This is a genomic window from uncultured Marixanthomonas sp., from assembly GCF_963974425.1.
Taxonomy (GTDB): Bacteria; Bacteroidota; Bacteroidia; order Flavobacteriales; family Flavobacteriaceae; genus Marixanthomonas.
Genome location: NZ_CAXBCK010000015.1, coordinates 61,941 through 77,226, shown reverse-complemented (window position 1 = coordinate 77,226; position 15,286 = coordinate 61,941). Strand labels below are relative to the sequence as shown.

The 15,286-nt window shown below is 33.7% G+C and carries 17 protein-coding genes and 1 pseudogene; 11 read left to right on the top strand and 7 right to left on the bottom strand.

Annotated elements, in window-relative coordinates:
- Positions 1-114: 114 nt before the first annotated feature.
- On the top strand, positions 115-741 hold the full coding sequence (locus AACZ92_RS06105; RefSeq protein WP_339698416.1) for a hemolysin III family protein: 627 nt from the start codon (positions 115-117) through the stop codon (positions 739-741).
- Here the strand turns inward: AACZ92_RS06105 and AACZ92_RS06100 are convergent.
- Positions 738-1,406: a ZIP family metal transporter gene (locus AACZ92_RS06100; RefSeq protein ID WP_339698413.1), complete on the bottom strand. Its 669-nt coding sequence runs from the start codon at positions 1,404-1,406 to the stop codon at positions 738-740. The two genes, AACZ92_RS06105 and AACZ92_RS06100, sit on opposite strands and share 4 nt — an antisense overlap.
- The gene (locus AACZ92_RS06095; protein ID WP_339698410.1) at positions 1,406-2,137 is read right to left on the bottom strand and encodes a class I SAM-dependent methyltransferase; all 732 of its coding nucleotides are present in this window, start codon (positions 2,135-2,137) and stop codon (positions 1,406-1,408) included. Before AACZ92_RS06095 ends, AACZ92_RS06100 begins: the two co-directional genes overlap by 1 nt.
- Before the next feature lie 58 nt (positions 2,138-2,195).
- Between AACZ92_RS06095 and AACZ92_RS06090 the strand changes: the two are divergent.
- Positions 2,196-3,267: pseudogene (locus tag AACZ92_RS06090) on the top strand (THUMP domain-containing protein).
- Positions 3,268-3,366: 99 nt separating this feature from the next.
- On the opposite strand, the gene AACZ92_RS06085 reads toward AACZ92_RS06090, so the two are convergent.
- Together AACZ92_RS06085 and AACZ92_RS06080 are read right to left on the bottom strand one after the other, a co-directional pair.
- The gene (locus AACZ92_RS06085; protein WP_339698407.1) at positions 3,367-4,032 is read right to left on the bottom strand and encodes a hypothetical protein; all 666 of its coding nucleotides are present in this window, start codon (positions 4,030-4,032) and stop codon (positions 3,367-3,369) included.
- 12 nt (positions 4,033-4,044) lie between these two features.
- The gene (locus tag AACZ92_RS06080) at positions 4,045-4,539 is read right to left on the bottom strand and encodes a sigma-70 family RNA polymerase sigma factor (RefSeq protein WP_117160412.1); all 495 of its coding nucleotides are present in this window, start codon (positions 4,537-4,539) and stop codon (positions 4,045-4,047) included.
- A gap of 124 nt (positions 4,540-4,663) precedes the next feature.
- Here AACZ92_RS06080 and AACZ92_RS06075 point away from each other — a divergent pair, with 124 nt between their 5' ends.
- Positions 4,664-5,941 carry an NAD(P)/FAD-dependent oxidoreductase gene (locus AACZ92_RS06075; RefSeq protein ID WP_339698402.1) on the top strand — a complete coding sequence of 426 codons (1,278 nt, stop codon included), beginning with the start codon at positions 4,664-4,666 and terminating at the stop codon, positions 5,939-5,941.
- On the opposite strand, the gene AACZ92_RS06070 is transcribed toward AACZ92_RS06075, so the two are convergent.
- The gene (locus tag AACZ92_RS06070) at positions 5,942-6,298 is read right to left on the bottom strand and encodes a hypothetical protein (protein WP_339698399.1); all 357 of its coding nucleotides are present in this window, start codon (positions 6,296-6,298) and stop codon (positions 5,942-5,944) included.
- 112 nt (positions 6,299-6,410) lie between these two features.
- Here AACZ92_RS06070 and nadC point away from each other — a divergent pair, with 112 nt between their 5' ends.
- From nadC to priA, 4 genes are all read left to right on the top strand, one after another.
- Positions 6,411-7,268 carry a carboxylating nicotinate-nucleotide diphosphorylase gene (gene nadC / locus AACZ92_RS06065; RefSeq protein WP_339698396.1) on the top strand — a complete coding sequence of 286 codons (858 nt, stop codon included), beginning with the start codon at positions 6,411-6,413 and terminating at the stop codon, positions 7,266-7,268.
- Positions 7,268-8,209 carry a YihY/virulence factor BrkB family protein gene (locus AACZ92_RS06060; protein WP_339698393.1) on the top strand — a complete coding sequence of 314 codons (942 nt, stop codon included), beginning with the start codon at positions 7,268-7,270 and terminating at the stop codon, positions 8,207-8,209. The genes nadC and AACZ92_RS06060 overlap by 1 nt, the downstream gene beginning before the upstream one ends.
- Before the next feature lie 4 nt (positions 8,210-8,213).
- Complete coding sequence (locus AACZ92_RS06055; protein WP_339698390.1) at positions 8,214-8,642, top strand: DUF2147 domain-containing protein; 429 nt, start codon at positions 8,214-8,216, stop codon at positions 8,640-8,642.
- A 72-nt stretch (positions 8,643-8,714) separates the two neighbouring features.
- Entirely contained in the window at positions 8,715-11,162 is a 2,448-nt protein-coding gene (priA, locus tag AACZ92_RS06050; protein ID WP_339698387.1) for a primosomal protein N', read from the top strand.
- On the opposite strand, the gene AACZ92_RS06045 is transcribed toward priA, so the two are convergent.
- Positions 11,159-11,872 (bottom strand): LytTR family DNA-binding domain-containing protein, encoded by a 714-nt coding sequence (locus AACZ92_RS06045; protein WP_117160405.1) that lies wholly within the window; start codon positions 11,870-11,872, stop codon positions 11,159-11,161. The two genes, priA and AACZ92_RS06045, sit on opposite strands and share 4 nt — an antisense overlap.
- Positions 11,873-12,108: 236 nt before the next feature.
- Between AACZ92_RS06045 and rpsF the strand changes: the two genes are divergently transcribed.
- From rpsF to AACZ92_RS06025, 4 genes are all read left to right on the top strand, one after another.
- The gene (gene rpsF / locus AACZ92_RS06040) at positions 12,109-12,456 is read left to right on the top strand and encodes a 30S ribosomal protein S6 (protein ID WP_117160404.1); all 348 of its coding nucleotides are present in this window, start codon (positions 12,109-12,111) and stop codon (positions 12,454-12,456) included.
- Positions 12,457-12,459: 3 nt separating this feature from the next.
- Entirely contained in the window at positions 12,460-12,756 is a 297-nt protein-coding gene (gene rpsR / locus AACZ92_RS06035; protein WP_117160403.1) for a 30S ribosomal protein S18, read from the top strand.
- A gap of 15 nt (positions 12,757-12,771) precedes the next feature.
- Positions 12,772-13,227: a 50S ribosomal protein L9 gene (gene rplI, locus AACZ92_RS06030; protein WP_339698378.1), complete on the top strand. Its 456-nt coding sequence runs from the start codon at positions 12,772-12,774 to the stop codon at positions 13,225-13,227.
- 243 nt (positions 13,228-13,470) lie between these two features.
- Positions 13,471-13,950, top strand: coding sequence for a DUF6495 family protein (locus tag AACZ92_RS06025; RefSeq protein WP_339698375.1), 480 nt, complete (start codon positions 13,471-13,473; stop codon positions 13,948-13,950).
- Positions 13,951-14,042: 92 nt separating this feature from the next.
- On the opposite strand, the gene AACZ92_RS06020 is transcribed toward AACZ92_RS06025, so the two are convergent.
- Complete coding sequence (locus AACZ92_RS06020; RefSeq protein WP_339698372.1) at positions 14,043-15,284, bottom strand: ABC transporter permease; 1,242 nt, start codon at positions 15,282-15,284, stop codon at positions 14,043-14,045.
- Between the last annotated feature and the right edge of the window lie 2 nt (positions 15,285-15,286).

The following is a 15,286-nucleotide window of genomic DNA, read 5'->3' as shown; positions in this document are numbered from 1 at the left end:
GGTCGCCGCCTTCTTATAAAGCCCCTCATCATTTGATGAGGGGCTTTTTTTATGCGTGAATTTTAAAATATTAAGAGTATTTAGTTTAATAATTCTTCTATTTTTGAAATTCCTATGAGAATACAAACCCAAAAAGAAGAATACTTAAATGTGCTAACACACGGAATAGGTTTTCTATTAAGTTTAGTAGGATTTGCCCTCCTGTTTATTTTCCACACGTACGAAAGTTGGCAAGGAATTATTGGAATCTCTCTCTATGGATTTTCTTTAGCAGCGCTTTATTTTGCTTCAACAATCTATCATTATGAAAAGAATAGTAATAGAAAATTCTTATATAGAAAACTAGATCACATAAGTATCTATTTATTAATAGCTGGCACTTATTCTCCAGTGGTTTTAATTGTTTTATCAGATAGTTTAGGTTGGGTGTTATTTTGGAGTGTATGGGGCATTGCTCTCGTTGGAACGATTTTAAAAGTCTTTTTCACAGGTAAATTTGAACTTTTTTCTACTCTTTTATATTTAGCTATGGGTTGGTTAATCGTCTTTGATTTTTCAGCACTTAAAGAAGCCGTAAATCAAACTGGCTTGTTATTACTAATGGGAGGAGGCGCAGCTTATACCGTTGGTATTATTTTTTATTCGCTAGATAAGGTTAAATACAGCCATGTAATTTGGCATGTTTTTGTGCTTACCGGTAGTATTTTACATTATTTATTTATTTTCTTAGAAGTAATTTAAAGAAAGTATGCCAATAGAATAGCAACTACAACAGCAATCATTTTAGATAAATCAAACTTATGGTTGCTTGAACTTTCAAAAAGAATAGTAGTTGAAACGTGTAGAAAGACTCCAATGACGACCGCAGTTATTTCAGTATGATACGTATGAATATAAGCGCTATTTTCAGAAATAAAACTACCCAAAGGTGTCATTAACGCAAATAAGAATAAAAATAAAAGTGTAATTTTTCTAGAGTATCCAGCTTTTATAAAAAAGAATGACAGAATTATTGCTACAGGTATTTTGTGAATGATAACACCGATTAATAGGTTGTTTTTTTCAGAAATAGGAAAACCTTCCAGCAAAGCGTGGATTGATAAACTAATAAATAAAAGCCAAGGAAAATCTTTTGTATCAGCATGTAAATGAACGTGACCATGTTCTGCTCCTTTTGAGAAAAACTCTAAGAATATTTGGAGTAAAATCCCCAACATTATAAAAATACCGATGGATTTTGTAGGAGTTTCAAATACTTCGGGTAAAAGTTCAAAAACAGTTATAGCTAATAAAAAAGCCCCACTAAAAGCGAGATATAAAGATATTTGCTTTATTTTTTTTGTTTTTAAAAATAGAGCGACCCCATACCCTAATGCTACAGCTAAAAAAAGTAATAGATAATTCATTAATTAAAAATAAGTATTAATCGTTCAGATTTATTTTTATCAAATTTATTTAGATGATAGTCGCCAAAGCAATTCACTAATTTCACTCCTGCTTCAAAAAAATAATTTTTAAAATCTTCTAGCCTTAATGCTTTCACTCTTTCGGTATAAAAATATCTCTCGTTTTCATGTGTAAAACGAATGTCCTTAAAAATATAACCCTCTTCAAGATACCGGTGAATGTAGAAATCAATTCCATCAACAGTTTTAACTTCAGAAGGTACCAAGTTATTTAAAACATAATCAGTATTTAAAAAATCAATAACTCCGTAACCATTGGGCTTGAGCTCTTCTTTAATCGATTTTATGGTTCGAAGGTTATCATTTTCTTTTTCAAAATAACCGAAGCTTGTGAATAAATTGAAAACCGCATCAAACTTATCAGGATAGGGAAGGCACATATCATGTACTTCAAAATGAAGGTTTTTACTTTCAAACTGTTTAGCATATTCGATACTCGAATTTGATAAATCTACTCCAGTGACATCATATCCTATTTTATTAAGATATTTAGCATGACGGCCTTTTCCACAAGCGAGGTCTAATATCTTTGATTTTTCAGAAAGATTTAAAAAAGAAGTAAGTTTTTTCATAAAAAAACCAGCTTCTTCGTAATCTCGATCCTTGTATAATATGTGATAAAACGGTGTATCAAACCAGGATGTGTACCAGGTATCTGTTTCTTTTTGCATGAAGTGGGTTTTGCCCTGCAAAAATACTGTAATTTTGTATCAAATTGTAACATACATTATGGAAAGTAATTTTAAAATGGTTGCCAAGACCTTATTTGGATTAGAAGATTTATTAGCTAAAGAACTTCGACAATTAGGAGCTTCGGGTATTGAAAAAGGAACCCGAAACGTCGCGTTTGAAGGAGATACCGGTTTTATGTATAAAGCAAATTTATGCTGCCGAACAGCTATAAAAATTTTAAAACCTATCACTGCTTTTAATGTATTTACTGAAGACGATTTATACAAAAGCATTTATAAAATTAAATGGGAAGATTATATGGAGGCAAATGGTAGTCTTGCTGTAGATGCCACTGTGTTTTCTAAACAATTTACACATTCCCAATATGTAGCTTTAAAGACTAAAGATGCTATTGTAGACCGTTTTAGAGATAAAGATGGTATACGGCCCGATGTAGATTTAGATCACCCAACATTACGTATAAATGTGCATATAGACCGAAATATTTGTACTGTTTCATTAGATAGTAGCGGTCAATCATTACATAAACGTGGCTATAAAACCGAAACGGGTCTTGCTCCTATAAACGAAGTGTTAGCAGCAGGAATTATTATGTTGTCGGGTTGGGAAGGACAGTGTAACCTTATGGACCCTATGTGTGGTAGTGGAACTATTTTAGCTGAAGCCGCTATGATTGCTTGTAACATTCCTCCAAACCTAAAAAGACTTCCATTTTAAAATTTATGGTTCAGATAAAGATGGTTATACGTTGAATAAGGCGAAAGAAAATATTCGAAATGCCAACCTTCAAGATTTTATAGAAATAAAGCAACAAGACTTTTTTGAAAGTGAAAAACCGGTTGATAAACCTATGTACTTAATTTTTAACCCACCTTATGACGAACGTTTATCCGTAGCTGATATTGATGTTTTTTACAAACAAATTGGGGATACTTTAAAACAAAGTTACCCTGGCACACAGGCTTGGATGATTACAAGTAACATGGAGGCGCTTAAAAATGTAGGCTTAAAAACTTCAAAAAAGGTAAAACTTTATAATGGAAAACTCGAAAGCCGTTTGGTACGTTACGAAATGTACGAAGGAAGCCGGAAAGCAGGTAAACAGTAATTTAATTTTCAGCTTTTCTCACCCCTTCTTAAAAAAGGAGGGGTGGTTGCAGGTTGATAAGCCTTTAGCATATTGGTATTCAATAGCAAATAATTATTTTTACATTTCTATTTTTTTTAACTCCTTATAGTTTCTATTTAATCGTCTTAGTAAAATCCCATAGACCACTCGGTAAAATAATATGATTAACCCTATAAAAAGGAGTCCGATAACAAATTGTGCCAAAAAGAAAACAGAAGCAAAGCTCTCTTGAGAAATATTAGAAAAACCTTCATATTTTTCACTCATTAATGCGAACAAATGATCTTTGTTTAGATAATAATAAATATTAATTGCCAACATAATCAAGGCATTTGCTCCAACATTATATATAACAAAATACTTAACCGTTTTTCTGGTTTTTAAAATATTCTTCATCAATTCTTTAACTGAATCGGTAATTTTAATATTTCGGTGATTTTTATAGAACAAATATATAAAGAGGCCAAACACCAAATAATTGATTATATTAATTGCAATTAATATATTATGAAGCCCCATGGCATCGTTTATCTGGTTACTTATTTTAAAGTTTTCACTTATATTGGGAATGACCAATGCTAAAACTGTCCAAAGAACAATTTCAACAATACTTATGTAGAAAATCCACTTCACTATGGAAGAAGATTTTTTAAGTAACATTTTGTAAATATCATTATATGACAACTTAGGTAGCTCTTGCTCCCTTTTTTGCCAGTCTTTTTTTAATAATTCTAGTTCGTCCATGTATACAACCTCCTATGGATTTAATATGTTACGTAACTTTCCTTTAATTCGGTTCATTTTTACCCTTGCGTTCACTTCGGTAATACCTAATGTTTCGGAAATTTCCTTGTAATTTTTATCTTCTAAATACAAAAACACCAATGCCTTGTCAATATCATTAAGTGTTTTTACAGCACTGTACATTAACTTTAATTGCTCTTCAATGGTATCATCATAAGGCTCGGCTTTTATTTTAAAACTGATACTTTCAAAACTTGCAGTATCAATTCTGCGTTTCTTTTTTCGATATAAAGTAATGGCAGTATTTAGTGCTACCCGATACATCCAAGTACTAAACTTCGAGTCTCCTCGAAACTTAGGAAATGCTTTCCATAACTGTATGGTAATCTCTTGGAACAAATCATTGTGAGCATCTTGATCATTGGTATATAATCTGCATATTTTATGCACGATGTTCTGGTTTTCCTCCAATTGGGTTACAAAACTATGTTCGAGTTCTTTCGTCAATGCAATACTGTTAGCTGTTTCATTAGTAGTCTAAGAAACAAGATTGTTACAATAATCACAAAAATTACTATTTTTTATGCAAGGCTACTAAACAAATAGTAACTTTATAGTACAACAAAAAGCTATGAATATACCACAAACCCAAAAACCTCGTGTAGTCGTTATAGGCGGAGGATTTGCGGGAATTTCATTTATAAAAAAGATTAAAAATGAAAACGTACAAATTGTACTTTTCGATAAAAATAACTATCACACCTTTCAGCCGTTATTGTATCAAGTTTCTACCTCCGGATTGGAACCAGACTCGATAGCGTATCCACTCCGGAAAATCTTCAGAAAAAATAAAAATTTTCATTTCCGTTTAGCTGAAGTAGAATATATTAATAAAGAAAAAAAGGAAATTGAAACTTCAATAGGAAAGCTAACCTATGATTATTTGGTAATCGCTACAGGAACTAAAACTAATTACTTCGGAAATCAAAATATTGAAAAGAACAGCATGCCGATGAAAACGGTTCCCCAGGCATTGAATATTCGAAGTTTAATGCTTCAGAATATTGAAAAGGCTGATATGACCGAAGATCCTGAAGAACGAAAACGGCTTTTAAATTTTGTTATAGCTGGAGCTGGGCCAACTGGGGTGGAGCTAGCAGGGGCGTTGGCCGAATTTAAAAACGGAATTCTTGAAGATGATTATACCGAAATGAACGAAGCCGAAATGCAAGTTCATTTATTGGAAGGTATGGATCGAGTGCTGCCACCAATGAGCGAGGAGGCCTCTAGATTGGCGCAAAAAGCTTTAGAGCGTTTAGGTGTACACGTTCATCTTAATACGATGATTGAAGATTATGATGGAAAAATAGTAACCACAAAAGGTGAAAAAAGCTTTGAAACCGAAGCGTTTATTTGGGCTGCAGGAGTTACGGGAAATCCTATTAAAGGAATTGATGGAACATCATTAATGAAAAAGATTAACAGATATTACGTAAACGAATTTAATAAAGTTAAAGATACCGATGCTATTTTTGCATTAGGTGATATCGCCTTAATGGAAACGGAAGCGTACCCTAAAGGACACCCTCAAGTTGCTCAACCCGCTATTCAACAAGGGAAACATCTGGGTGATAACTTTAAAAAATTACTTCGCAATAAACCACTAGAACCTTTTGAATACTATGATAAAGGTACTATGGCAACTGTAGGGCGAAACAAAGCCGTGGTCGATATAAAAAAAATGCATTTAGGTGGTTTTATCGCATGGTTTATCTGGATGTTTATCCACCTTTGGTTTTTAGTAGGCTTTCGTAATCGAGTAGTTACTTTTTTTAATTGGACATATAGTTATATTAGTTACGATCGTGCCGCAAGATTGATTATCAGGCCTTTTAGAAAGGATGTTTAATTAATTTGTTTTAACAGGAATAGGTCCGCCGTGAGTAACATATTGACCCCCTATTTCGTTAATGTTCACGTTAAGCTCGTCATCGCTATCGATGCTGTTAATGTTTACTTTTAATTCGTCATAAGTATCTATGCTTTTTAGGTTTACGTCAAGCTCATCGTAAGTATCAATATCAACGATACGAACATCTAGGGTGTTGTTTTCACTAATAGGAACTAATTTATAATCTGAAGTTGTTTCAATAGAATCTTTTGAAGCATATGCCTTCGGAATAATTTCAAACTCTTTAATTACATTGATAGTGAGACAAATTGCAATGATGGTCAAAATGGTTTTGGTATATAAATCTGTTTTCATAATTAATTTTTTAAATGGTTTCTATTTCTGAAAAAATCAAAATGTGTTCCAAAGTGCAACTAATACTGAAAATAAGGGCTGTTTTTAGTATTTTAGCTAAAAATTGACTGTAATGATTTCAGAAAAACAATTCAAGAAAGAAATAAACTTAATAATAACCAATGCCATACGGGAAGATGTAGGTGATGGCGATTTTAGTTCGCTAGCTTGTATTCCTGAAGATGCAACCGGAGAAGCCAAGTTGTTGGTTAAGGACGATGGTATTATAGCTGGGATAGACTTTGCTCGGCAGGTTTTTGAATTTGTAGATACCGGCTTGAAAATAGATATTAATATAGAAGATGGGAGCCGTGTAAAAAAAGGAGATGTTTGTTTTTACGTATCAGGATTATCACAATCTATTTTAAAATCTGAACGATTGGTTTTAAACGCTATGCAACGTATGAGTGCAATAGCTACTAAAACAAATAAATACGTAAAGCTGTTAGAAGGAACCAATACTCAAATCTTGGATACTCGCAAGACCACTCCAGGGATTCGCGCTCTAGAAAAATGGGCGGTAAAAATAGGAGGTGGTGAAAACCACCGTTTTGCTCTATACGATATGATAATGCTAAAGGATAACCACATTGATTTTTGTGGAGGAATAACAAAAGCAATTGAAAAAACACAAAACTATTTAAAAGATCATAACTTAAATTTAAAGATAATTGTAGAAGCCAGAAACTTAGATGAAATTAAAGAGATACTGGAAAACAAGGGTGTTTACCGAATTTTAATTGATAACTTTAATTATAGTGATACAAAAAAAGCGGTTCAAATGATTGGCGATTCTTGTCTAACTGAATCTAGTGGTGGTATAACATTAGAAACAGCTCGAAAATACGCCGAATGTGGAGTAGACTATATAAGTAGTGGTGCGTTGACTCATTCAGTTTATAATATGGATTTAAGCTTAAAAGCAGTTTAATGTCGGAAGATGAAGAGTTTAATATAGAGAAGCTACCAGTTATACGTACCTTAGCAAAATGGTGTAAAAAGGTGAAAATACCAGGAACCAATGGGCTTTCTTTATATCATTTACTAGAAATATATGGTACTGGAATTATAAAAGGAACCTTTTCATCTCGGGCGAGTTCCATTGCGTATAGTTTCTTTATAGCTATTTTTCCTTTCTTATTGTTTATCTTAAATTTGATTCCGTACTTCGATTTTATAGACGGCTTTTTAACGCAGTTCTTAATATTCATTGAAGAGTTATTACCACCCCAGACAGCCGATTTATTTTACCCAGTAATTGCCGATATTGCTGTAAACCCTAGAGGTGGTCTGCTTTCTTTCTCCATTATTTTAGCGATATTTTTATCTGCTAATGGAGTAAATGCTATTTTCAGTGCTTTTGAATATTCCGTGCATGTTACAATAAACCGAACTTTCGTTAGACAATATGCTGTGGCCTTTGGGGTAGCTATTTTGTTGGCATTGTTATTGTTAACTACAGTAGGAGTCATTTTGTATGGCGAATACCTTATAAATGAGTTGGTAGGGAAAGTCTATGTTGAAAACAACGTTTACTTAGTTACAATTATGCAATTGGTTATTTTTATAAGTATGATATACACCATTATATCAATATTATACTATTTTGGTACTAAGCAAGGTAAAGAGTCTCATTTTTTCTCTTTTGGCGCATTATTGACAACTATTTTATTTTTAGTAACTACCTATTTATTTGGTATTTACATTAACAACTTTTCAAATTATAATGAATTATATGGATCACTTGGGGCACTTTTAATCATGTTGTTCTATATTTGGATAAATTCAAACTTACTATTATTAGGGTTTGAATTAAATGTATCCCTACAATTATTAAAGGATAGAAATAAAAACAATAACACTAATACTTAAAGAAATGAAGAAATTATTTTTAACAATGACCTTAGTAGCTACTACTATTCTTACTGCAGTAGCACAAGATGTAACCGGAAAATGGAAAACCATAGATGACGAAACCGGCGAAGAAAAATCCATTGTAGAGATTTATAAAGACAATGGTAAAGTTTACGGTAAAGTTGTAGAAATACTTAACCCAGCAAAAAAAGACGCTACTTGCGTAGATTGCCCGGGTGCAGATAAAGACAAGCCTATTTTAGGATTAGTCATTATAAAAGGACTTGAAAAAGATGGAGATGAATATAATGATGGAAAAATACTAGATCCTAACAGTGGTAAAGTGTACAAGTGTTACATAGAACTTGAAAGCCAAGATAAATTAAAAGTACGTGGTTACATTGGTTTTTCTTTATTAGGAAGAACACAATATTGGCATCGTGTAAAATAATTTTTTATTTAAAATAGTATCTTTAGTCCACTCAAATTTGAGTGGACTAATTTTTTTCTGAAAATAGTATCTGTGTATTATATAGACGTCATCCTCCCAATTCCTTTAAAACAAAAATTCACCTATCGTGTTAACAAAGACGAAGCTGCTTTTCTGCGTCAAGGTATGCGGGTAGCTGTACCTTTTGGAAAATCAAAAGTATATACAGCGATTGTCTATCAGGTGCATAAAACCGCTCTTTCAGGGTATGAAACCAAGGAGATTGACCGTATCTTGGATGAAGAGCCGGTAATTACAGAAACTCAAGTAAAACATTGGGAATGGATGGCTTCCTATTACATGTGTACGTTGGGCGAGGTAATCCGTGCCGCGCTGCCCAGTGCTTTTTTGTTGGAAAGTGAAACGATTATTTCCTTATCAAAAAGTGATGTTTCTGAAGAAGAATTAGACGATGACGAATTCTTAGTTTTTGAAGCATTACAACATCAATCATCGCTTCATATAAACGATATCCGTTCGGTACTAGATAAGAAAAATGTAGTAGCGGTTCTAGAAAAATTACTTCAGAAAAAGATAATCCAAGTTCAGGAAGAAGTATATGAGCAGTACAAACCTAAACTGAAGCGATATGTAAAACTTACGTCGAAATATGCTTCCGAAGAAAACCTAAAAGCACTTTTAGAAACATTATCACGGGCTCCTAAACAGAAAGAAGTATTACTAAATCTCTTCATGCTTTCGGCCCAAGCCAATAAACCCATTAGCGTAAAACAGCTTCAAAAACAAAGTGATACGTCTTCAAGCGTGATAAAATCATTGATAGATAAGGAAATACTGGAAGAGTATTACGTAAAAAAAGACCGAGTTCAATATAGTGGCGAAGCAGCTTCAGATATTAAAAAACTGAATGAAGCTCAAGAAGTTGCTTTTTCTGAAATAAAAGAAAGTTTTAAAACCAAAGATGTCACATTGCTACACGGTGTGACTTCAAGTGGAAAAACAGAAGTGTACGTTCGGCTTATTTCCGAAATAATTGAGAACGGGAAACAAGTTCTGTATATGCTTCCTGAAATAGCCTTGACCACACAATTAATTACGAGATTACAAAATTATTTTGGGGCTAAAGTAGCGGTTTATCATTCTAAATATTCGGTTAACGAACGAGTAGAAGTTTGGAATAATGTACTGTATTCTAGATCCAAAGCGCAGATTGTAATTGGCGCAAGATCTTCCTTGTTTTTACCGTTTAATAATTTAGGTTTAATATTAGTGGACGAAGAACATGAGCCTTCCTTTAAACAATACAACCCGGCGCCACGGTATCAAGCGCGTGATGCTGCTGTGGTTTTAGCAAACCTGCATACCGCAAAAATCTTAATGGGATCTGCAACTCCTTCCTTAGAGAGTTATTATAATGCTGACAATAATAAATACGGATTGGTTAACCTTAAAACCCGGTTTGGTGATGTGTTAATGCCCGAAATTGAACTGATTGATATAAAAGAGAAGACTAGAAAAAAACGAATGAAAGGCCACTTTAGCGATCATCTTTTAGAAGAGATGAATGAAGTATTGGAGTTGGGCGAACAAGTAATATTATTTCAAAACCGCCGTGGTTATTCTCCAATTGTGGAATGCACTACTTGCGGAACTTCACCACAATGTCCTAATTGTGATGTGAGTTTGACGTTTCATCAATATAAAAATGAATTACGCTGTCACTATTGTGGCTACCATATGGCGATGCAGTTGTCTTGTATGGCTTGCGGGAGTGACACATTAGACACTAAAGGTTTTGGTACCGAACAGATTGAAACAGAATTGAAAGCTCTGTTCCCAAAACATTCCATTGCTCGAATGGACCAAGATACCACACGAGGCAAACATGCGTACGCTAAATTGATTGATAAGCTAGAAAATGAAGAAATCGATATTTTGGTAGGCACACAAATGTTGGCAAAGGGGTTAGATTTTAGAAACATTAGTTTGGTTGGCGTTATGAACGCAGATAATCTACTTAACTTCCCTGATTTTAGGGCACACGAGCGCAGTTTTCAGTTATTGCAACAAGTGGCCGGTAGGGCAGGACGTACCAGTAAACGTGGAAAGGTATTGATACAAACGTACAATCCGTATCATCAAATATTACAACAAGTAAGTACGAATGATTATGAAGGGATGTATAAAGAGCAGTTGGAAGACCGATACCAATATAAATATCCTCCATACTATAGGACTATAAAAATCACCTGTAAAGACCGTAATCTTCAAAAAATGCAAAAAGCGTCAAAGTGGTTTGGTCAAGCTTTGGAAAATAAATTAGGAGAACAAGTGTTAGGACCAGAACCACCACCAGTAAGCAGAATTCGAAACTTTTATATAAGTAACATTTTAATTAAAATTCCGAAGAAACAATCGCTTGAAAAAACAAAACAATATATAAATAGGGTACAACAGAGTTTTAACTCTATTAAGGAGTTCTCCAGTGTTCGGTTAACAATAGATGTAGATAATTATTAAGATTTCATAGAGGCAGAAAGCGCTTCAACTAAATCAGATTTTCGGTTACGACTAAGAGGAAGTTGCTGGTTGTCAAGCTCGATAACTTTACTGTTATAACGTTCTACTTTATCAAGGTTAACAATGTACGATTTGTGAATACGTAGAAAACGATCTTCTGGTAATAACGCTTCAAAAGCTTTCATAGTAGAGAGAACCACTAAAGCATCGTGTTCGGTAACTAACTTCACATAATCACCAAGGGCTTCGATGTAGCGTAATTCATTAAGGAATACTTTACGTTTTTTAAGATTACTTTTTACAAAGATGAAATCTTCATCATCAAAACCATCATCATTTTTAAGCTTGTAATTGGTAATAGCCTTATGCACGGCGTTTAAAAATCGTTCTTTGGAAATAGGCTTACGTAAATAATCTATGGCATCGTAATCAAATGCTTTAAAGGCATATTTAGTTTTACCAGTAACAAAAATAATCTGTGGTTTTTTGGTAAGATCATCTAATAAATCAAAACCGGAAAGAATAGGCATTTCAATATCTAAAAAGATAAGATCTATATCGGTAGTGGCAAGTCCCATTTTAGCCTCAATAGCATTGTTGTATTCAGCAACAAGATCTAATGAGGGATGGTTTTCTATTAATTTTACAATAGAAAGACGTTGTAACGTGGAGTCATCTACAATGACACATTTTAATATTGGTTTGTCCACAAGTAAAAAAGTTAGATAGTTTAGTATAACAATTATACTCAAAATATCGATGAAAGGCAAGTTTTTTTAACCTTTGTCGTAAAAAAAAGGGGTTTGTCTTATTGCGTAGGAAACTTCTGATTTATGTTTTTTGTATTGTTTTAGATAATAGGTTTGATAATTATAAATAAAAGAGTATTTTTGCACGCTCTTGGCAAGAGGCTAAGAGTTACTATTATTAATTTTAATCGATTTTTATGAATCATTACGAAACTGTTTTCATCTTAAATCCCGTTTTATCTGATGAGCAGATAAAGGAAACAGTAAAGAAATACGAAGATATTCTTGTTTCTAAAGGTGCTAAGATGATATCCAAAGAAGATTGGGGACTAAAAAAATTGTCCTATGCAATCCAACACAAAAAAAGTGGTTTTTACCATTTATTTGAATTTACTGCACCCGGTGAATCAATAAACGCTATGGAAGTAGAGTTTAGAAGGGACGAACGTATTATGCGTTACCTTACCGTTAAACTTGACAAGCACGCAATTGCTTGGGCAGAGAAAAGACGTAACCGAAACAACAAACAAAAAGCAAAAGCATAAGGTATGGCATCGATTCAAGAACAAGCAAAAGGAAAAAAAGACGGAGAGATTAGATATCTAACTCCGCTTAATATAGAAACTACAAAAGCTAAAAAATACTGTCGTTTTCAACGATCTGGAATTAAGTACATCGATTATAAAGATGCAGACTTTTTATTGAGCTTTGTAAACGAGCAAGGTAAATTGTTACCTCGCAGATTAACTGGAACATCATTAAAGTACCAACGTAAAGTTGCTGTAGCTGTAAAAAGAGCACGTCACTTAGCGTTGATGCCATATGTAACCGATTTATACAAATAAAAACCAGATAGTATTATGGAACTTATATTAAAACAAGACATTGACAATCTGGGATTCACAGATGATGTTGTATCTGTAAAAAATGGATATGGTAGAAATTACCTAATCCCAGAAGGGTATGCAAATTTAGCGACTCCATCTGCAAAAAAAGCATTGGAAGAAAAGCTTAAGCAACAAGCATACAAAGAGCGTAAAGTTATTGAAGAAGCTCAAAAAGAAGCTGATAAACTTGGCGAAATTTTAGAGTTGAAAATCACTGCTAAAACAGGTGATAAGGATAAATTGTTTGGTTCTGTTACCAATGCAAACCTTGCTGAAGCTTTAGAAAAAGAAAATGTATCTATTGATAAGAAATACATTTCTATTGCCGGTGGTGCTATTAAGCGTACTGGACAATACGAAGCAACAATTCGTTTCCACAGAGATGTAATCGAAACATTTACGTTTGACGTAGTAACAGAAAACCAGTAATTTTTATACTGAATACTGAAATAATATAGAAAAGCCTTCTTCATTTATTTGAGGAAGGTTTTCTTTTTAAGTTAAAATTTTAAACCGGGATTTCGATACAATTTTAATGCTTTTGCTATGCAAAACCATTAAAATCACTCAATCATCTATTATCGGGCAAAAACAAAGGTTATTGAGTGGTTTTGTTGAAACGCCAGTTTCAACGAAATTGTACCGAAATGACCGATTATAAACTAAACCACAATGAAATACGCACGCCTTACAAAAGAGCAATTTGAAGAACTGCACACTGAGTTTATAAACTTTTTAGCCACACAATCCATTACTGGAGAAGAATGGGCCGATATAAAAACAAATAAACCTGAAGTAGCTGAGCAAGAATTAGATGTTTTCAGCGATTTGGTTTGGGAAGGAGTTTTGCAAAAAGCAGAATACCTAGAAAATATGGCACCACAGCAGTTGTTTCTTTTTAAAATTAAAGCAGAACAAATGCAACTTATATCAGTTAAAGTAATGGATAAAACGAAAGACATTACAACTGCCGATGGCTACGCTTGGCTTCAAGAGAACTTTATGACAGATGAAGTTGAGTTTTATACAGCAAACAAACAATTTTCAAACGATAGAAGTGCAGATATTTTTAAATTGATAAAACAAGGCTCTATCATTACAAAAGGAGAGTTATTTCGTTTTTTTGAAGATATTTTAGATAAAATTTCATAATTTTTTAAGTAAGTGGCTGAGTGTTTCGAGGAACGAGAAACGTATCGAACACCCTGCCAAATACTTGCCCTTAGCGGAACCGGAAAGCTCCCTTATTCATATCGTAAACTCTCAATAGGATCTAATTTCGCTGCTTTGGTTGCTGGGTATGAACCTGCAATAACGGCTACGATAAATGTGATAATAGTAGCCCAAATGATAGCTGTCCAGGGTAATGAAAAGTCAAAATCAAAGGCTTTTGCAAATACAAAACCGGTAAGGATACCTAAAAGAATACCGAGAACACTTCCAAATTGACCAATAACAATGGTTTCCATAAAAAACTGAGTGGATATTGTAGAACGCTTGGCTCCTAATGCTTTTCGGACACCAATTTCACGGGTACGCTCGGTAACCGATACGAGCATGATATTCATCAACGCTATCGATGATCCTAAAATAGTAATGATACTAATAATCCAAGCTGCTGTTGACATATAAAGTCCTATTTCAGCAATTTGATTCAATAAATCATCACTACGTAACAAACCAAAATTGTTTTCTTCCACAGGGTTTAAACCGCGAATATTTCTGAAAGTAATAATTGCTTCATCTTGTGCGCCTTGCATGATTTCTTTATTGTCCACGCGCACGCTAATATTATAGTTAATATTTGGGTCGGTAAAAATACCTCGTGCCACCTGAATGGGGATTAACACCTTTAAGTCTTGATTGTTCCCAAAGGTAGATCCTTTAGATTCTAACACACCTATCACTTTAAACTTAACCCCTCGAATACTCACGGTTTTATTTAAAGGATTTTCATTGCCAAATAAGTTTTTCAGAAAATCTGAACCCAATAAACATACTTTATTATTATTCTGAACATCAAAAAAGGTGAAATTTCGACCACGCTCTACTTCGGTTCCAGTATTTAATAAGTAATGCTCATTAACACCATACACTTGAACTTCAGGGTCGGTCTTTTCGCTTTCATACTTTACTTCAGCACCTGCAGTTCCTCTAAATGATATTGCAGTTTGAGTTAAAGGATAATTATATTTATCTACAAACTCCCTAACATCGTTGTAACTAATAATAGGGTTTATCTTTTTGCGTTCCCCGCCACGTTGACTTTGCACTTCCAACTCATAACGTTGTACGTTAAACGTATTGGCTCCCATCGAAGCAAAGTTGTCTGCAATGGTGTTTTCAAGCACTTTAACAGCGCTTAAAATACCCACCAACGCCCAAATACCAATTGCTATAATAACAACGGTGAGAATGGTTCGCAGCAATTGACTTCTAATAGAATCTAAGGCAATACGAACATTTTCGCGAAACAATGAAAACATAG